Below are 18154 nucleotides of genomic sequence, written 5' to 3' on the forward strand. Positions count from 1 at the left end.
TCCTTAAGCTGTTGTAACTCTTTGGTTTACGACACCAATGTAGTCGCGTATCAAGGTTGCTCCAATACTGCTCAGTCGATTACTAATATTCTGTCGCGACGTTTTTGTTATTTCAGCTATTTTTTGATGATCTGAAAAGTCATTTATTATGTAAGTGTATAATAGCTCGGCTTGGGTTTTGGTCATCTTATTTAATTGATGACTTAAAAATCCTGTTAGCAATTGCATTTCTTCACTCACGTTGCCTGCAAAGCCAATAGTAAGGTCACCTCGTGGGGTTTTGTTTAGGCCTCGGCCTGACTCGATAAAAACAGGGCCTGTTGCTGTGGTAGGGTTGTTGCTATGGAGTGTTTGCTCACCATATGCCAAAGATAGCGTACATAAAATAGGCTTATCGGTTTGAGGCGCGCAATGCAGTGCCAGTTTGAGTAACAGTGTACATCCAATCGCATGGTTAGGGTTTGGAAATTGAATCTGAAATTCATCTCCTCGATATATCTCGCCTTTCGCCCCATATCGCTCATCAGCTAGGTGCATGATGTTTTTTAATATGGATATTGCTGCAGTGTAAGTGTCAGGTTTCATTTTGCTGGAGTTGACGAGATCTCCGGTTAGCACCGCTATCATATAATGTTTGCTCAAAGTCATTATTGATGCAACTATATTTCATTGCATTGATATAAGCAATTAAATAAGGTTGCAAATGTGTATTACAACCTTATTTGGTTGTTTATAGAGTGGCCGTTTAGCTCTGATGCGTACGGTGGCTCGGAACAAGATACATTATTCTATTAAATAGGTGCTTGGTATCGGGTTTTTCAACTCAAAGCTCGATACCAACTGTGGCAAGTGGTTTATAAACTTAAATGAACTTAGAACTGATATCTTAGCCCCGCGTAATAGCGTCTACCGTTGATGTATATACCCGTAGGGGCAAATTCATTACGATCAAAGGTATAAATTTGCTCATCCGTTAAATTAATAAACTCAAATTGTGCTTCTAGGCTGTGAGTCAGCTTAATCGTAAGGCTGGCATCTAACTGACCATAATTATCCATGATGGTTTCACCGACCCCTGTGGCAAACTGAGTGCGATAGTTATAGCTTAGTCGGGTACTGAACTGGTGATTTTCATAGTAAGCGGTGAGATTAGTGCTGTGTTTGGAAGTGCCGGGCACTTTGTTTTTTAAGTTATGGTCACTGTGCTCACGTTCACCGTCAACAAAAGTATAGTTCGCAATGATCCCAAAGCCATAGGCCAGCGTTTGTTGATAACTTAGCTCTATACCCCGAATACTGCCACCCGCGCCATTCTTTGGTCTATCAATCGACATTAAAATACCTTCGTGATGTTCCAATTGCCTATCAAACTCTATAAAGGATTCTACGTCTTTATTGAAAAGAGCCAATGAAGCAAGCCCCGCATCGTCAAAATACCACTCCAAACTGGCATCAAACTGCGCTGCACGGTAAGGGTCTAAATTGGCATTACCGCCTTGGCCTTGGGCTTGCGTGACGTTGTAATTGGTAGACGGCATTAGGTGGTGAAACTGAGCGCGAGACATGACGCGTGCAACGGAAAAGCGACCAACAAGTTCATCGCTTAAATCCACCTTGAAGTTAATGCTTGGTAGTATATCGGTGTAATCTCTTGTTTCTTCATGCCATTTATAACTATCAGGGGCTTCGATAGGAGAGGCAACGCGCTTGTATGCGCCTGAATCTTGAGCGGTCCTGACGATTCGAACGCCCATATTAGCGCTAAAATGCTCCGTGGCCAATTGCAGTTGGCCGTAACCTGCGAGTGTTTTTTCCGTAATATGAAAGCGGCTGGCTTTTTCAACTTCCTGTTGAAAATTAAGATGGCTAAAATCTTCTGCAAGTGCATTGATATCGGCAAAGCTGTATACCTTTAAGGTATCTGAATTACCCACGTCGGCCAAATAGCTGTCTACAAATTGCCCTGGGTAGTCCGCCAAAGTCGTATTGAGTTGGCCGGCAAGGCCATCAAGTCCACCAGAGTTGGAGCGGTAACGCAAAAAATCACGCTGGTGGTCTTTAAACTTGAGTCCGAACTTGATGGCATCAATAATTTTAAAACCCATATCGTGGGTGAAGTCGAGTTGTGCAAACCAAGCTTTGTCTTCACCGTTTTGACTGTCATTTCTTGCCTCGGTGAGAAACCAGCGTTTAGCATCTAACGGCGACGTGGTGTAGCGGGCAACAATATTCTTTTTGTTTGAGGTATCGACACTAAATTGCGTATTGGCAGAAAACTGCGAGGTGATATCTTCTTTGGTGCCACCTGAGCCGCGACTCACACCTATTTGTAATTGAGAAGTCCAGAAAACCCCTTCATAGGCTAAATCTAGATGTGCGCTGTGTGTGCTTAATTGTGAATCTCGCCAAATCGCCTCCATACTGGTGTTGAATGGCCCTGTTACTGGTAAATATTGTGCACTAACCAGCGTATTATCTATAATATTGAGATTACGAACGGCACCACCTAAATCCACTGATTTAGCACTTTGCCACAAAAAGTTCTGGTTATTATTGTCTGCATCTAGGTGAGAATATAGCAGGTGACCATTGAGCCTCCAGCGTGGTGATAGTTGTAAGGCGGTATTGACGGTATACGCTTGCAGCTCCCTTTTTTGCTGGAATACGGCGGAGCCTCCACCGCCAGGAAACCACATCATTTTTGCTGGACTTTGTTGCTCTTGTGGGGTGGCATACCAGTTGTCGTCATTGTCTTGATACAATGTGCGCTCATGCCAGCCCCATGACTCAAGGCCATCTCGTCTTAGGCTGCGGTCTCGCCTTGTGGCGGTAAATAAAATCGCGTAATCGCCGCCTTCACTGTGATAGTTGTAAATGGCGCTAAGTTGCGGGTCGAGCTTATCGCTTAAGTCACTGTATTGCAGCTGAGCTGTGACCATGCTGTACCCTGCGGGGGTCAATAAAGGGTCTCGCGTTTTTATATTGATCGCACCACCTAACGAGCCTTCGTCCTGTGACGCCTGAGGTGTTTTAAAGACCTCTAAAGTAGAAACTATTTCACTGGGAAGTAAGGTGAAATTAAATCCGCGGCTGGGCTGACTCGAAATCCACCAATCTGCTGATGCTAGATATTGACCGTTTAGATAGGTTCTATTTTGTTCTGGAGTAGTACCTCTGACACCTATTCTTTCACCTTCGCCCTGTGCACGAGAAAGAGAAATACCCGTAATGCGCTGTAGCGCTTCAGCGACATTTTTATCTGGAAATTTACCGATATCTTCTGCGCTGATTGTATCTGAAACTTGTTGATTGTGGCGTTTATTACTGAGAGACTTGACAACGCTGTCATGAAAGGCACGAATTTCAATGCGCTCAATTGAGTTTTCTATTGTCGGATCGCGCTCTGTTGCATAACTAGAACCTGCAATTAAAAGTGCGCTGCAAGACGCTGTTAGTATGAGAGTCTCTGACATTGTGCTCAACTTATAATACGAGTAAGTTATTGTTAGTTACTTTTCATAATACGCTTTTATTACGAGCCGAACCATAGTTTTACAATATTTTTAGCGAATGCTTGAAAACCTTAATAAACGTTTTTTAATCAATGAGATACTGGTCGATCTGGGCAACTTATCTGTGCAGGTAGGAGGATCCTGTAGAAGCATCGAAGCGAAGCATGCCGCTTTATTGCGTCTGTTGATTACCAATCATGGCGAGGTGGTAACACGTGAATTAATACTCAACACCTTGTGGCCCGGTACCATAGTGAGTGATAACTCGGTGAGTCAGCTGGTGGCGCAGTTGCGTAGGCTTTTGGATGACAGCCCGACTGATCCTAAGATTATCAAAACGGTACCACGCTTAGGCTATCAATGTATTGCCCATGTTGAAAGGGCGCCAACACTGCTTGAACATATTGAAGAAGTATCGCGTGGTCGTGGTGTGCAATTTGCCTTACTGGGGTTTCTAGCGGGCGCAGCCATTACCTTGGCAGGTTTTGCAATTACGCAATACTGGCAGCAACGGGGTGAAGTTAAAGCGATCAACACTACGAGAATAACCTCAGCTCCGGGAGCTGAGCTATTTATTCGCTTTTCCCCAAATGGAAAATACTTGGTATATAGCTACTTAGCCGATGGAGCCGATCAGTTTGACTTAGCTGTGTATGATCTGGAAACGAAAACAACACATACCATAAAAAGCAGTGGTTATAGTGAAGAGTCGGCAAGTTGGTCCGCAGATGGCAAATGGTTAATTTACTCGCGTTCAGACCCCGTTTCTTGTGAAATACGCGCACTGGATGTTAAGGGGCCTGTGGAGATGTGGCGTTTGGCAAGAGATACGGTGCTAGATACTTGTAACAGTGCCCAAGATTCCGCGCCTTGGTTGCCGTATAGCAACAATCAGTTTATCACTAAAGTCTGGGACAAAGATGGCGCTTATTTGCAGTCGTTAAATGTGTCTTTTGCAGGCAGTGCCCCTAAAGTGATCCATAAAACTGCATTGCCGATTAGAGATGTCACTCATTACGACGTGAAGCTCCATTCCTTGCTTTATCAAATAAAAGAGCAGGGAGTATTTTTGGCTAACCTAACCAACCTTAATAATATTGCGCGAACACACACTCAGATAGCAGACAAAACTTATACCGCTTTCAGCCTCGGCGATGTACCAGGGTCTGTGATACTGGCCGCAAATCAAATTGAAAAAGTACACGGCGCGAACAAACAGCTACTCTATGCCAGTTTTGGCTCGGTCACTGAAATAGATTTTCACGCCAATACTGAGGTGTCAGCTCATACTGAAGGGGTGGCAGAAATTAACTACTACCAGCTGGAGTTGAGTGAACAGGGTAAGGGTAAACAAACACAACTTACCTCACCGTCTAGAATGGATTTGCTCGCAACACTCTCACAAGATGGCTTACACTTTGTGTATGCATCCATTGCAGCTAAAAATGAAGGGTTTAGCAAGTTCGAATTATGGCACAAGTATGCTTATCGGCCCACCTCAAGTTTACTTGGCACCATGCCCGAAGGGGAAACACCTGTTTTATTGTTATTGTCACCAAGTAGTGAATATTTAGCTGTATTGTCAAAATCAAATAAGGTGTATTTAGTCAGTTCATTTACCAAAGAAGTCAAAAAAATTATTGATAACTTCTCTGATGTTGCCAGCCTTCGTTGGTCAAGTGATAGTCGTAGTTTGCGGTATCAGGCCAAACTGTCTGGCGATGCAGATTGGCAGAACTGGCTTTTTGACATATCCCAAGGTCGCAGTGAGCAAGCGCACACTACTAACGTAAGTCGTTTGCCATTAGCGGCAAAAAATCAGAGCTTCAAGGATTATCAGGAGCAAGTGCAAGATTTTCTAATTGCCAAACTAGCCAGCATGTTTGATGTGGAGCAGCTGAGGGTTTCACTTTCTCTTTATCAGCCAGCGGTATACCAAGATGGGATCTATTTTATTTTAAAAAGAGGACATCAACTAGTGCTTTATCGCTACTTAAGCGCCAGCGAAGAAATACAGGAAATACAGGCTGTAGGCTTGCATTTATATGCAGATATCAAGGAGCTGCAGGTATTATCTAGTTTCGATGGTAGCAAAGTCATATTCAATCGAATCAACAATTATGAAAGCGACATTGTATTACTTAAGCAGCAATGAGAAGTTATTGTGCGAGCTGTGAAAATGCGCGTATTTCGGCTGTGCTCCAGCCTCGGTCCATGGCGGATTTTAACGCTTGTGATAGCAATCGGTTTACCTGAACCTTTGAGCTTGTCAGTTTGGCACTAAGCAGTAACAGTTGTGGGTGAGTTGTATCTAAAGAAAGCCCTTGCTCAACCCAATACTTGGCTTTTTCAAGATCTTCTGTAATGTTCAGATGAGTAGTAGCGAGTAAAATGATGGCACGTAGGTGCTTTTCGGATGCAGCTTGTTCAAGTATATCCAGTGCCTTTATTTGTGCTTGTTCATCATGGCTGTTTTGCAAAAGTATCGTAGCTAGTCTGAAGCGGGCAACATTCATAGTCTTTGCAGCATGGTGCAACCAAAGCGTTGCTAACTCTTCCTCCTTTCTGTTAAGCAGCTGTATAGCAAGGCGATATTGTGCCAAATTAAAGCCATTCTTTGCAGCAGCAAGTAGCAAGCGATTGCTAGGGTTATCAGTACGCCAATGGTATCGCAATAACTGATAGGCGTTATAGTCTTTCATACTCAGCCAGTTCGCAATATTGTATTGAACTTGAGCAACGCCTTTTTCAGCGGCATCAATATTGAGCATAAGTTGTTGCTCATAATCCTTTTTTTGAAGTTTTAGAGTTGCGTGGTATTGCTCGCCTTTGTAAGTGGCGAAGTGGTAAATAAGAGAGTGATTGGTTTTTGCGCCACTGTAGCGCCATTTTTCCACTGCATTGAGTAGACTTGCAGTGAACGTATGTTTGGGGTAGCTATCGATGACCTCAATGTTGATGGCTTTACCGCTGCTATCAATATCAAACTCTAGCCACACCCATCCTTCAACACCTTGTCGTACTGCCTCTTCTGGGTAGTTGGGAAGCACATCAGCGATTTTCTTTGGGGAGGGAATGGTTTCTGCTTTTTCTAAACGAGGAAGTGTCGAATCCAGCAAATAAGTTTTTGCGAGGTTGCCTCTTTGCTGACGCACAAAGTCTTGTAAGTCTTTGGGCTGCTTAGCTTGTTGCAACACTAACTGCGCGGTTTGAAGTGCTTCGGTTACGCCAAAATCATGAGCCAGAGAGAACCAAGCAAAGGCACTTGCAGCACTTTTTTCAACGCCTTGCCCATATAGGTACATTACCCCCAGGTTATACATAGCATCCGCATTGCCAAGTTTGGCTAGGTGGTTAAATTGGGTAAACGCCCGTTGATAATTGGCATCTTGGTAAGCGAGGGTAGCGTCATAGAGGTCTGCTCTGCCGAGCCAACTACATCCACATAGGAGTAAAAAAATAAGCCTGATAATGAGGTTGCTGTGCATCTTATTTGTTACTCACCCTTTGGCTTGTGTTGTTAGGAATAGCTCGACTTGACTGGTTATCTAACCACAATATAAGAGAAATTAAAATAATCCACAGACCAATATTCGGTGAGCGAGATGAAAAAGTCGGACTATGCTCATAACGCAATAAAGAAAGCTGATAGCGGGTGCTATCAGCTTGGTGACTCCGGGCAGGGAGCCGATAAAGTCGAACCTGTGTTAGCAGTAGTACGACTTGAGTGTGGCGAACATCCATGTTCGCTCTCTAACCTCTAGTGAGCACTAGAAGTTAAACCTGATACCTGCGCTGAAACGTCTGCCATCCGCATAAACACCAGTGAGTGCTTGTTCAACCCCTTTTTCTTGATAGCTGAAGGTATGTTCATCGGTTAAGTTAATTGCTTCTACTACAAATGCTAGATTTTCGCTGTAGGTATAAGTGACATTAGCATCTATTTGTCCGTAGTCATCCATATAGCCTGGCCAATCTCGGCCAGTATCATAGCCAGTTCTGTAGTTGTATGAGATGCGAGCGCTGATGATTTCGTTTTCATAGTATGAGCTTAGGTTTACAGTATGCTCAGAGTTACCAGGAATCGTAATATCATTACCTTGCGCATCTTTGGCTTCGCCGTCTACGTAAGTATAGTTTGCTGCGATACCGAAGCCTTCATATAGCTCTTGCTGATAGCCAAGTTCTAGCCCCTGAATTCTACCAGCCTTACCATTAATGGGTCGGCTGATAAGGATTTCTCTACCTTCATGAACTTCAAGCGCTGGCTGACTTTCTATAAATGATTGAATATCTTTATAAAAAATCACAGCTGAGAATAGACCTGCGTCACTAAAATACCACTCAATACCGGTATCAAACTGCGTAGCACGATATGGGTCAATATCTGGGTTACCACCAGTACCCGTTTGTGTCTCTAGATTGTACGACGTTGAAGCGGTCATATCAGCGTAGTCAGGGCGAGACATCACTCTGGCCGCAGAAAACCTCATGATCAGATCATCGTCTAAGTCTATTACAAGGTTTAAACTGGGCAGAATATCAAAATAATCTTTCTCTTGTGTGGTCCAAACTTCAGCGCCAGATTCGCCTGCGAATGCGGATGAAGTCTGTTTGGTATTGACCAACCTCACCCCAAGGTTACCGCGTAGCCCATCCGCATCCAAATTTGCTTTGATGTAGGCGGCTGTGATTTTCTCGTTGATATCAAACGTACTGGCTTTTAATACTCGATAGTTCCAGCCTAACGCATCGCCTTCTTTGCGAATTTTATTGGCATCTGTGATAGCATAACTGCGTGTTGTACCATCAGAACCAAGGCCAGAGAGGTAATCACTGGGCATAGCCATTGAGTAATCGGCTAGGCTCCAGTTTAGATCCGTGCGGTTATCTGTGGTGTGTTTGGTATTAAAACGGCTGTGGTCACGGTATTTGACGCCCATTTTGATCTGATTAAAAATGGCCACGTCGATGGGGCGTTTGAAGTCTGCCTGAAAGTAGCTCTCGTCGTCTTTTGCATCGTTGCTATCATAACGTAAAAAGCCTAAATGCCACTTTTCACCATCGTTAGGATCTGCGCCATAGCTGGTTTTAATATCTTCTGCTTGTGAGGCATCAAAGCTGTGTACGTAATTGCCTTCCCAGCCAACCGAGCGGTCAGCCTGAGAGCCACCAGAACCCTCTGTGTAGCCTAGGTGAAAAGATGACTCCCAAAGTTCACCCTGATGCTCAACTTTCAAATCGTATGATTTTGTTTTTAGCTCAGAGTTTCTGACTTTGGTTTCATTGAGAATATTATTGCCATCTGGAGATAACCCGAGCGTCCCACCTACCGCCATGTTTCCTGCTACGGGATGGCTTATTACGTTAATGTCGGTGTACTGAGAGCCGCCATAGCCTGGTAACCAAAGGAAGTTTTGGTTTTCATTGTCGGCTTCTAATGTAGAATCTAGCGCGTTGAAGACAATGTCCATGTTGTCATTTGGGCGGTATTGCAGTGCTAAGTTAATGCCAGTGCGCACTCGTTCTTGTGAAAACATCGCTGAGCCACCGCCGCCAGGGCTATACACATTTTCGACTACGCTGCCATCTTCAAGCGTAATATCACGATAGGTCCAAGACCATGCTTCGATACCATCACGTCGTAGGTTACGTTGTTGGCGTACAACGGAGATAAGTGCACCAAATGATTCATCGTCATTTTTGAAGTTATACATGGCTGAAAGCTGTGGGTCAGTTTCACCTGATACTTCACTGTGTTGGGCTATGATGGCACCAGCAATTTTATTTGCTTCTAAGCTCAAAGGCTTACGTGTTCTTACGATAACTGTGCCACCAATAGAACCTTCATCTATGTCTGCCTCAGGAGACTTATATACTTCCAACGCTGAGATAATCTCTGATGGTAGCATGGTGTAGTTAAAGCCACGGCTGGCGGCTGAGTTTGTCCACCAATCTGCAGAGCCGACTGCCTGACCGTTCAGCAGCGTACGGTTTTGGCTTTCACCTGTACCACGAATACTGACTCGCTCCCCTTCACCGAAACTACGAGTGATTGATACACCTGTGATACGTTGCAAAGATTCGGCAACGTTTTGGTCTGGAAATTTACCTATATCTTCTGCGGTTACCGCATCAACGATAGCATCAGAGTATCGCTTTGTGTTGAGAGACTGCACCACACTTCCTCTGATCCCTCGAACTTGAATTACTTCGACGTCGCCGTTGGTGTCAGCCTGTTGCTGAGTGTCTTGCTGAGCGGCATAAGCTGGTGTGTACAACAGTGAACCAACTAGAATTTGGCTGATGATTACCGCCAGTCTTTTTTTGTTATTGTGAATCATAGTTTCCCCTTAAGTACTATATGTGCCTTGGTATTAAAGTCGTTTAAGCCAACCTTTGATCGATAGCGCTAAAAAATTAAACACTAGAGGGAGTTGTTAAATCTTGAATCAAAATGATTAGTTGTGATTTGTATGAAAATTAGATGGGTTTTTATTTATCATTTTGAAAAATAAAGATAAAAATTTGCATTGGAACTTCTGTATTTGATGATGAGTTAAATTTACTCAATTGATGAAATGGTTTATTTAGTTAACATTCACAACTAATTAGATACAAGAGTAAAGGGAGGGTGTTGGTTGTGAGGTGAGATTTTTGCTTTTTATCGATATGGTGTATCTGCGCGTTAGATTAAAGCTTATCGGTGATAACTTAAATCTGCCACGAAATTGGATACTGATTGTCGTTATGCTCTTCGAAACGCGCTGCCAAGTTTAGTTGCTAAACATGTCATAAAACACATCGTGCGCACATCTCAACTTTCTTTACTTAGTGCAAAACTGCTATTCTACGCGCTTGTAAGTTGTACTGGAGTAAAATGCATGATTGACGATAACAAAGTAATAGATACCTTAGAAGAGTTGGAATCGTTTCTACGGTTAGTCGATGGTGGTGGCTTGGGACTCACAAACGCCGCAGGAGTAGCACTGGCAACCAACAATAGCGATGGCCGTCCCTTCATTGCTGTACTAGATGACAATCACCAGCTATTACTCGGTCGCTGGGTGACTCAGGAAGTATTTGAAAATGGCAAAGACTTGGTGAGAAGTGGACCGAAGAAATTAAACTAACGCGACAGCTATCAGAACATTTTTACAGCCGCTATAGCATGAACTTATTTATGTTGAATAAGCTTTTCGTGCAACGTCGAAATTAAAATTGGCAGCTATCGTGGGCAATGAACGGCTCTTTGCGAACACACCCTTTAATCCTCAGTTTAATCCGCAAATAAATACAGTTCATTACGGTTATTTTTAAGGTACGAATTGTTTTTAAAATAGGTATGTAAACCACATTCAAATATTGCAGTGCGTGTCGCACTCCATCATTAAGAAAAAGGCATACTCTTTAGTGTGCCTTTTTCTTTTTTCTGCAGACTCATTAAACAAGTATGCCTTATGAGCGATGCCAGAATAAATAATACTGTTGCGCGTGCTGGTATATAGATACCGACGTGGACAGCGATATTTTGTTTCTTACACACTGAAAACTGTTTTTATTTCAGCAAGAACATTGCCCAAAGTAGTTGTTTTGTAACAAATTATGGTTGCTTAAAATACAGATGTATTTATGAGTGATATTTTAAATAAGTTTTATTTTCAAATAGTTAGAGGTGTATCTCTCGCATTTTGGTCTTTTTTGTTAGGAAAATAAAAATGAAGCTAAAGAGATTTTAGTTTGGGATTTGATTTGAATCAGGTAATAAAAAACTTATTGTTGACACAAAAAACAAACATGTGGTCTATTAATTAAAATGAAAAATTAACAAGAATAATAAATTTTCACTTAAGGTTAACGAAATGATGCAAGGAATAGCGCACTCCTATCAACAAGGAGAGCAACAGACTGATCTGACACGTGGCTTGCAGTCGCTTCTTTTTTCTATCGAGAATCAAGTTACTAATATTTCATATGACGATGAAAGGTCTTCTTTGACCAACGGCTTGGCCAGCAAAATTCTGTTTATTTCCAACTTGAATGATATTTACCCAAGTGAGCAGCGTCAGAGCTTAATTGATGAGCTAATGGTTAGACTTTTTGAACAAGCAGCAACTGAAGAACTCAATGCATCACTTGCGGATGGTATCACGGGTCTGGGATGGTTACTGGATCACTTAAATCTCAACACGCTTGACGACCATAATAGCGACATTGATGCGTGCTTGTTAGAGATACTTAGTGAAGACACGTGGGACGGGGAATATGAGTTGTTATACGGATTGGTTGGTTTCGGCGTCTATGCGGTCAAGCGAGCACATACATCCAATGGTATGCAGATATGCCATGCTGTGCTGGCCAAACTAACTCAATTGCTCTGTGTTGATGAGGACGCAGTGTATTGGCATACCCAAGTTAATTCAGCTTTTTTTAGAGCGGATCTTGGTCATTTTCAAACTGATTTAGGTATCGCGCACGGTAACGTGGGTATTATTGGCTTACTACTTAAATTTTATCATGCAAACATTAACTCCCACTTATGCTTTGATTTATTAACGAAGGCTGTTAGCTATTTACAGCGCCAAGTTTTAAATGATCAACAATCCTCTGTGCTGCCCTCACATGCTGGCAAAGATAGCTCTAGTCTACTGGGGTGGTGTTATGGGGATTTAAGTACAGCGCTTATTTTAGTTAGAGCCGCAAAAGAGTTGAACTTGTCGGAGCTAATGGTGTTTGGTGAGTCTATCGCGTTAAAAACATTAAGCAGAACGTCAAAAACTGAACACGTGAAGGATGCTTCTTTATGTCATGGTGTATCTGGTATTGCGCTTATTTACAGGCGTCTTTATCAGTTGACGCGGCGACAGGCATTTTTAGATGCAAGCCAAAACTGGAGTGGCGAGCTAATTCAAAGAAGTCGCACAGCGTGTGGACTAAGAGGTTTGATGCCAAAACATAAAGTGAGTGATGAACCGTTTGACGGACGGGGTTTACTTGTTGGCTACAGTGGAATTGGTTTAGCAATTATGTCATTACTTCATCCTCAAGCTTCCGGCTGGGATGAGTTTCTTTTATTGTCTTAGTGAGTTATGACTACGATGTCAGAATTAAAGCAGCTGCAGTCTCAGTTTAAGAGCGCCGACTTTTTTGTGATGCGCTTTCCAAAGTACGGTATAGACGAGCTGGATCGTTGGCAGGGAGACGAAGATGAGCTTAGGGCTCAGCTACAAGTCTGGATACAAGATCCTTTGGTTAAGGAAGCGCTTTACATTGCGTCTCCTTCTTTGCAAGAGCGACTAGGCTATTGGATAAAAGACCCAACAAGTAAAAAGGGCAAAAAAATTGAAAGAGTACTGACCAAGTACTTCATCCGAATGGCGAGTCGGTGTACTCCTTTTGGTATGTTTTCAGGCGTCGCGCTCGGCACAATTAGCACTGATACTAGCCTTGCAATTGAAGCATTGCGCTATAAGCGAAAAAGCCGCTTAGATATGCTGATCCCATTTCAACTAAAACAAAAAGTGTGGCAAAACTTAGATGTTTTTGAAAATCTGAGAATAAAGTCCAATGGCACAATATATAAACTGGACAGCACCATTCGATACATTGAAAGTCAAAGCAGCGCAACAGAGCAATTATATAGCTTAAGTAGCATTGATAGTAATGAGTTTGTTGAAGCAGCAATCGATATATGTCGTGACGAAATTCAAGTTGCAGAGGTGATCAGTCGCATTTGCGATTTAGATGACGAATTTGAACGTCAAGGTGTTAAAGAGTTTGTATGGGATTTGATGGCTGCGGATGTTTTGCAAATCAGTTTACCCATGTCACTGACGCGTTCAGGCTGTATTGCAGGTATTATTGACTATTGTCATCAATGTGGTTTAGACGAGATTGCTGACACTTTGATACAAAGTCAGAAAAAGCTGGCAGAATTGGATCAAGGTTTTGGACATAGCAGTGACGCGTATCGGGAGGTGTTACACACTCTCATGCAGTTGCCGATTGACGTAAATGCCAGCTCGTGTGTTCAAACTGACTTATGGTATGACACTGAAAAGCTCAAATTACAACGGCAATTTATTGATAGCCTGATGTCGGATCTTTCAGTATTAGCAAGGTTAAGTTGTTATGCTGATCAGAGCTTAGCTGATTTTAAATCGCGCTTTACAGCAAAATATGAAAGTCATAGTATACCGTTACTTGAAGCACTTGATGATGAAAGCGGGGTAGGGTTTTCGACTTCCTCTGGTGTAAACACCCCTATTTTAGATGGTGTTTCAATCACTACTGGACGCTCTGAACAGAGCTATAAACTGACGGCGTTAGATAAACTACTCATTGCAAAGCTGTCACGCAATCAACATGTAGACGAAATTGTGCTAACCAAGACAGACATAGACAAGATGGGGCCACTGCAAAATGCTCAGCTACCTCCTTCTTATTATGCCTGTGGCACTTTGATAGCCGATGCAGCAGCGAGCGATGACAATGAGCACATTTCGTTATTCGAATTTAGAGGCATGGGTGGACCTTCTGCTGCTAATACATTGGGGCGATTTTGTCACTTAGATGAGCAATTGTTGACTGCAACTCAGTCTGAGCTGGCGTTTGAACAGTCATTGTATCCAAATGCGATTCTTGCTGAAATTGTTCACTTCCCTGAAGGGAAAGTGGGTAATGTGATTGCTCGCCCACAATTAAGAGAGTTTGAAATTTCACTTCTTGCAGATGCCAGTGTAGCGCAAGAAAATCAGCTTGAATTACAAGATCTCCACGTATTTGTCCAAAATAATCGCGTAGTATTGTGGTCGCTCAAACATAATAAGGAAGTGGTGCCTCGACTATCATGTGCCCATAATACTCGGAATAACTCGTTGGGGCTCTACAGCTTTTTGGCATCACTGCAAAATCAAAATATTGCTATGCCGGGCTTCGAGTTGCCATTAGCGCTAAAAGAAATGGCCTATACGCCAAGGATCAGACTCGGTAAGCTGGTATTAGCACCACGTCGCTGGCGTATAGATGTAACTGAGTTGACTGTGCTTTTAAATCACTTTTCCAGTGTTACCGTTCATCATTTGCGTAGTAAGTACAAATTACCCCGTTGCGTTATATATAAAGAATACGATCAAAAGCTACTCGTTGACTTGCATAATGTGTTGGCATTGGGCGCTTTGTTAGACAGCATTAAACAACATACTCAGCAAATTGAACTTGAAGAGTGCTTGCAAAAAGAACTTGGCAGCGCCTTGCATTACGATGACAAACGTTATTTTAATGAAGTTGTTTTACCGCTAAGAAATACGGAGTTTAAGTATCAAGCCGTTCACTTTCCTGGCTTTATGAATGACGCCAGCTATCAGAGTAAATTTCTCAATGGAGATCAGTGGCTGTGTTGTAAAATTTACTGTGGTGAATCTTTAGCTGAAGACATATTAACCGATGTTTTGGCCCCTTGGTTGACAGACAAATACGCGAGGGGTGAGCTGCAACGGTACTTTTTTCTGCGTTACGCAGATCCTGAGTTTCATATTCGACTGCGGCTTTATATTCCTGAGCAAAGTTCGATGGCATTGCTTCAGGAACAGTTATCTTCCTTACTGAGTGATTTGTATCAGCGTAGCTACATAAGTGATGTGGCATGGATGTCATACACCAGAGAAACTCAAAGGTATGGCGGCGCAAAAGCTATGCCTTTGATTGAAGAAATATTTACCGCAGATAGTGTGTGCACCTTGCAGCTGCTATCTTTGGGGATCAGTGATGAATTACTGTGGAAAGTTGTCATCAAAGGATGTGAGCAGTTGTTAACAGACCTTAATTTGCCGTTGAGTGCCAAACTTAATGTGGCAAATAACTTACGTGCTGCTTATGGGAGAGAGTTTCATGAGAACATCGATACAAGGACATCTTTAGGCCGTAAATTTAGAGCCAACAAAGCGTTCTTGCTGGCTTTGTTTGAGAACCAAAACCATGATCCAGAGTTACAACACGTAACAGATATTTTGGCTATACGTTCAAATGCGATTCGACCTGTTGTTGATAAGTTAAATAGCCTTAGCCAACAAGGCCAGCTGAACTGTTCACTGGAAATGGTCGCTGCCAGCTTGCTACATATGCATACCAATCGATTACTCAAAGGAAATGGTCGTATGCAAGAGCTCTGCATTTATGACTTCTTACTAAAACTTTATAACCAGAAAAAACACTTAGAAAAATGATAAACAGTAAGTTAGGCATTGGCCAGCTTGACTTATCTATAACATAGGCCAAAAAGTAAAAATTAAAGGAAATAAAATGAAAAACAAACTAACGTTCAACAAGAAATCTGTAATGGGCCTTTCAAAAGATAACGCGAAGCTTTCGAAAGAGCAGTTAAATCAAGTGGCAGGCGGTATGCCGCCTAAGTCAGAGCACACTATATACAACAATACTTCAAGCTGGATGTGTTGCAACGGCTAATCTTATGGACTGGGGCTGGCACTTACGCCCCTTTCTTATCAGATGTCAGGCATATAGAGATGTTTAATGTATGCGCCATGGCTAAATTCTCAATGTAGCAAATACAAGGAATAAAAATGAAAAACAAATTAACATTCAATAAAAAGTCAGTAATGGGCCTTTCAAAAGATAACGCGAAGCTTTCGAAAGAGCAGTTAAATCAAGTGGCAGGCGGTATGCCGCCTAAGTCGGAGCACACTATATACAACAATACTTCAAGCTGGATGTGTTGTAACGGCTAATCGGCAAAATTGGGGCTGAGTATTCAGCCTCTTTTTATTCGACCTGAGACAATACTAAAGTGCTGGGGGGACATCTCTGGCCATGGCTTTATGCGGGATACAAAAGTCATGTAGTGCGTTTAATAACTAAATAAATAGCGTCTGCTTTTTGCGCTATTTAAGTGGTTAAGGCTTTCACGCATTATAAAATGGTTTATGTATACACATTTCTCCTGCCAAGTATTGAGCGCTTGAAGAGTATTACCTACAATAGCGCATCCTTTTTTATCGCAGAACATATTATGAACGACACAACAGCAAGACCAGATATTCCTGATCAACTTTCTATTAACCCACGTAGCAAATTCTACAATGAGGAAGTACTCAAACACGAGATTGGTGTGCGCATCAATGGTAAAGATCGTGATGATGTTGAGGAATACTGTATTAGTGAAGGGTGGATCAAAGTTGCTTCACCAAAAGCATTAGACCGTCGTGGCCAGCCGCTTCTTCTGAAAACCAAAGGTACAGTAGAAGTATTTTACCGCTGATCACCTACGAGTGCTTTCGTAGCATAAAAAGATAAGCGTTGGTGTATCTAAACCACGCTTATCTCTACCTAAAGAGTGCTTGTTTACGCACACCATCCATCCGTATTTTTCTACTAAATATATTGCACCAGCCGATCCATTCAATGTTATTTAAAGCGACGACTAATAGCTTGAAAAACGCTCTATTGTTGCCATTTTCACTCCAATAAGCCTATTACTTTAACAGTCAAGTGCTTACAAAATGATGTAAAAACCACAATACAGTACCGATGGTTTTCAATTGATTAATTAAGCAGTTTTAGACAATAAATTTTGGCTGTATGTGCGTACATGTGAAGCGTTGTAATCAGGATTATATTTAATTACTTAGCAAGAACACGAAAAAAAACTCATATTTTTGTCCCAATAACCTTCGTTGACATCTCATACTCCTGTACTAGCTTTGGGCTGACTAGTTACTAGTCGAATCCACTTATTTAGAAGGAGATTAAATTATGGCTAAAGGTGTAGGAGTAAGAACAAGTGAGGCAGTGAAAGCCTTCAGGCAGCCTGCTGAATTAAAACTCGACAAGCTAGACGTTCACTCACTCAACGAAGAGCTGGGTAAATCTAGGATCTTAGAAGCTGTAAAGGGTCATATCATTAATGACTTAAAGCTTGATGCTTCGCAGATTAGTTTCTCTTTAGATTTTGGTTTAGACATCTAAGCTGAGCGTACGACCTCGGCACTTCACAGTGTGGAGTGCCGATTTGCCAAAAAGGAGTGTTTATCATGGCGTTTAGTGCAGCAATCGTGAAGCTTAATAGTGTCTGTAATTTGAATTGTAGTTATTGCTATATGTTCAATGGGCCAGATCGTACCTTCGAAGAAACAGCTAATAAAATGGACGTTGCCACAGCAACCCTTATGATTGATGAAATAGCCGCCTATTGCGTCAGTACCGCACAGCAGCATTTTAAGGTGACATTACATGGTGGCGAACCAACATTGTGGCCTGTGAAGCGTTTTGCAGCTTTGTTCGAACATGCGGATGAGTTGAACCGTAAACACGAAATTGCAATCAGCTTCTCCATTCAATCAAATGGTATCAGTGTACCCGATGGCTTACTTGCATTATGTTTAAAATATCAAGTGTCAATTAGCGTCAGTATTGATGGCCCGCAACAATACAACGATGAATTTAGAGTAGATCACAGTGGTCATGGCAGTTATCAGCGTATAATGAAAACTGTGCAGCACATTGCCAGCAGCGAATATAAGTCTTTGTTGAGTGGCTTTTTGAGTGTGATTAATCTCAACATCAGCCCGCAGGAATATTTTGACTGGATCAAGACATTACCCGTGACACGGATTGACGTACTGTGG

13 protein-coding genes are annotated in these 18154 nt (G+C 42.3%); 9 read left to right on the forward strand and 4 right to left on the reverse strand.

Features of this window, described 5'->3' with window-relative positions; all coding sequences use genetic code 11:
* Positions 1-3 precede the first annotated feature (3 nt).
* Together L1070_RS07995 and L1070_RS08000 are read right to left on the reverse strand one after the other, a co-directional pair.
* Positions 4-627: a hypothetical protein gene (locus L1070_RS07995; RefSeq protein ID WP_237125142.1), complete on the reverse strand. Its 624-nt coding sequence runs from the start codon at positions 625-627 to the stop codon at positions 4-6.
* A gap of 245 nt (positions 628-872) precedes the next feature.
* Positions 873-3473 carry a TonB-dependent receptor gene (locus L1070_RS08000; protein WP_237125144.1) on the reverse strand — a complete coding sequence of 867 codons (2601 nt, stop codon included), beginning with the start codon at positions 3471-3473 and terminating at the stop codon, positions 873-875.
* 97 nt (positions 3474-3570) lie between these two features.
* Here L1070_RS08000 and L1070_RS08005 point away from each other — a divergent pair, with 97 nt between their 5' ends.
* Positions 3571-5667 carry a winged helix-turn-helix domain-containing protein gene (locus L1070_RS08005; RefSeq protein WP_237125146.1) on the forward strand — a complete coding sequence of 699 codons (2097 nt, stop codon included), beginning with the start codon at positions 3571-3573 and terminating at the stop codon, positions 5665-5667.
* A gap of 4 nt (positions 5668-5671) precedes the next feature.
* On the opposite strand, the gene L1070_RS08010 is transcribed toward L1070_RS08005, so the two are convergent.
* Positions 5672-7000, reverse strand: a complete 1329-nt coding sequence (locus L1070_RS08010) for a TonB family protein (RefSeq protein ID WP_237125148.1) — start codon at positions 6998-7000, stop codon at positions 5672-5674.
* A gap of 282 nt (positions 7001-7282) precedes the next feature.
* The gene (locus L1070_RS08015; RefSeq protein WP_237125150.1) at positions 7283-9856 is read right to left on the reverse strand and encodes a TonB-dependent receptor; all 2574 of its coding nucleotides are present in this window, start codon (positions 9854-9856) and stop codon (positions 7283-7285) included.
* A gap of 540 nt (positions 9857-10396) precedes the next feature.
* Between L1070_RS08015 and L1070_RS08020 the strand changes: the two genes are divergently transcribed.
* The 8 genes from L1070_RS08020 to L1070_RS08055 form a co-directional block, all read left to right on the forward strand.
* Positions 10397-10645, forward strand: a complete 249-nt coding sequence (locus L1070_RS08020; RefSeq protein ID WP_237125151.1) for a hypothetical protein — start codon at positions 10397-10399, stop codon at positions 10643-10645.
* 729 nt (positions 10646-11374) lie between these two features.
* Positions 11375-12595: a lanthionine synthetase LanC family protein gene (locus tag L1070_RS08025; protein WP_237125152.1), complete on the forward strand. Its 1221-nt coding sequence runs from the start codon at positions 11375-11377 to the stop codon at positions 12593-12595.
* 15 nt (positions 12596-12610) lie between these two features.
* Positions 12611-15736: a lantibiotic dehydratase gene (locus L1070_RS08030; protein ID WP_237125153.1), complete on the forward strand. Its 3126-nt coding sequence runs from the start codon at positions 12611-12613 to the stop codon at positions 15734-15736.
* Between the two features lie 76 nt (positions 15737-15812).
* Entirely contained in the window at positions 15813-15977 is a 165-nt protein-coding gene (locus L1070_RS08035) for a hypothetical protein (RefSeq protein ID WP_237125154.1), read from the forward strand.
* A gap of 116 nt (positions 15978-16093) precedes the next feature.
* Complete coding sequence (locus L1070_RS08040; protein ID WP_237125154.1) at positions 16094-16258, forward strand: hypothetical protein; 165 nt, start codon at positions 16094-16096, stop codon at positions 16256-16258.
* A 281-nt stretch (positions 16259-16539) separates the two neighbouring features.
* Positions 16540-16788, forward strand: coding sequence for a DUF3297 family protein (locus L1070_RS08045; RefSeq protein ID WP_070985665.1), 249 nt, complete (start codon positions 16540-16542; stop codon positions 16786-16788).
* 494 nt (positions 16789-17282) lie between these two features.
* A complete protein-coding gene (locus L1070_RS08050) occupies positions 17283-17495 on the forward strand; it encodes a hypothetical protein (RefSeq protein WP_070985664.1) in 213 nt (70 codons plus the stop codon).
* Positions 17496-17560: 65 nt separating this feature from the next.
* Positions 17561-18154 (forward strand): radical SAM protein (locus L1070_RS08055; protein ID WP_237125155.1); only part of this gene is annotated, 594 nt, incomplete at its 3' end.

Source organism: Pseudoalteromonas sp. MMG022 (assembly GCF_021654245.1).
GTDB lineage: Bacteria > Pseudomonadota > Gammaproteobacteria > Enterobacterales > Alteromonadaceae > Pseudoalteromonas > Pseudoalteromonas amylolytica.

Bases quoted from the DNA above. Each gene is read 5' to 3' on its own strand.
- L1070_RS07995 (WP_237125142.1), bottom strand. From the start codon at position 627: ATGATAGCGGTGCTAACCGGAGATCTCGTCAACTCCAGCAAAATGAAA.
- L1070_RS08000 (WP_237125144.1), bottom strand. From the start codon at position 3,473: ATGTCAGAGACTCTCATACTAACAGCGTCTTGCAGCGCACTTTTAATT.
- L1070_RS08005 (WP_237125146.1), top strand. From the start codon at position 3,571: ATGCTTGAAAACCTTAATAAACGTTTTTTAATCAATGAGATACTGGTC.
- L1070_RS08010 (WP_237125148.1), bottom strand. From the start codon at position 7,000: ATGCACAGCAACCTCATTATCAGGCTTATTTTTTTACTCCTATGTGGA.
- L1070_RS08015 (WP_237125150.1), bottom strand. From the start codon at position 9,856: ATGATTCACAATAACAAAAAAAGACTGGCGGTAATCATCAGCCAAATT.
- L1070_RS08020 (WP_237125151.1), top strand. From the start codon at position 10,397: ATGATTGACGATAACAAAGTAATAGATACCTTAGAAGAGTTGGAATCG.
- L1070_RS08025 (WP_237125152.1), top strand. From the start codon at position 11,375: ATGATGCAAGGAATAGCGCACTCCTATCAACAAGGAGAGCAACAGACT.
- L1070_RS08030 (WP_237125153.1), top strand. From the start codon at position 12,611: ATGTCAGAATTAAAGCAGCTGCAGTCTCAGTTTAAGAGCGCCGACTTT.
- L1070_RS08035 (WP_237125154.1), top strand. From the start codon at position 15,813: ATGAAAAACAAACTAACGTTCAACAAGAAATCTGTAATGGGCCTTTCA.
- L1070_RS08040 (WP_237125154.1), top strand. From the start codon at position 16,094: ATGAAAAACAAATTAACATTCAATAAAAAGTCAGTAATGGGCCTTTCA.
- L1070_RS08045 (WP_070985665.1), top strand. From the start codon at position 16,540: ATGAACGACACAACAGCAAGACCAGATATTCCTGATCAACTTTCTATT.
- L1070_RS08050 (WP_070985664.1), top strand. From the start codon at position 17,283: ATGGCTAAAGGTGTAGGAGTAAGAACAAGTGAGGCAGTGAAAGCCTTC.